The sequence below is a fragment of the Niastella sp. OAS944 genome, from assembly GCA_024809215.1.
Lineage (GTDB): Bacteria > Bacteroidota > Bacteroidia > Chitinophagales > Chitinophagaceae > Niastella.
Genome location: JANUBW010000020.1, coordinates 5,444 through 6,063 on the forward strand (window position 1 = coordinate 5,444; position 620 = coordinate 6,063).

The 620-nt window shown below is 46.9% G+C and carries 1 protein-coding gene; it reads left to right on the forward strand.

Features of this window, described 5'->3' with window-relative positions; all coding sequences use genetic code 11:
* Positions 1-620, forward strand: a 620-nt coding sequence (locus tag GGD38_RS37285) for a hypothetical protein (protein ID WP_375303976.1), incomplete at both ends; no start/stop codon positions are given.

Genomic DNA, 620 nt, shown 5'->3' on the forward strand with positions numbered 1-620 from the left:
TCTATCGCCACGTTGGTATTAACAGTGAGCCCAACACTTACCAGCACCACCAATACAGCCATCTGTACGAACCAATTGCCATACACCTGGAACGGCCAAACCATTAATGCTACCGGTACTTATACCGCTAATTTGACTGCGGCCAGTGGTTGTGATTCTATCGCCACGTTGGTATTAACAGTGAGCCCAACACTTACCAGCACCACCAATACAGCCATCTGTACGAACCAATTGCCATACACCTGGAACGGACAAACCATTAATGCGGCCGGCACTTATACCGCTAACCTGACCAGCGTAAGCGGTTGCGATTCTATTGCTACATTGATATTAACTGTAAGCCCAGTTTTAACCAGCACTACGAATACCGCCATCTGTACCAACCAATTGCCATACACGTGGAATGGCCAAACTATCAACGCGGCTGGTACTTACACTGCTAACTTAACAAGTATAAGCGGTTGCGACTCTATTGCCACATTGGTATTAACAGTGAGCCCAACACTCACCAGTACCACCAATACAGCCATCTGTACCAACCAATTGCCATACACCTGGAATGGCCAAACTATAAATGCGACTGGTACTTACACTGCTAATCTCACCAGTGTGAGTGGTTG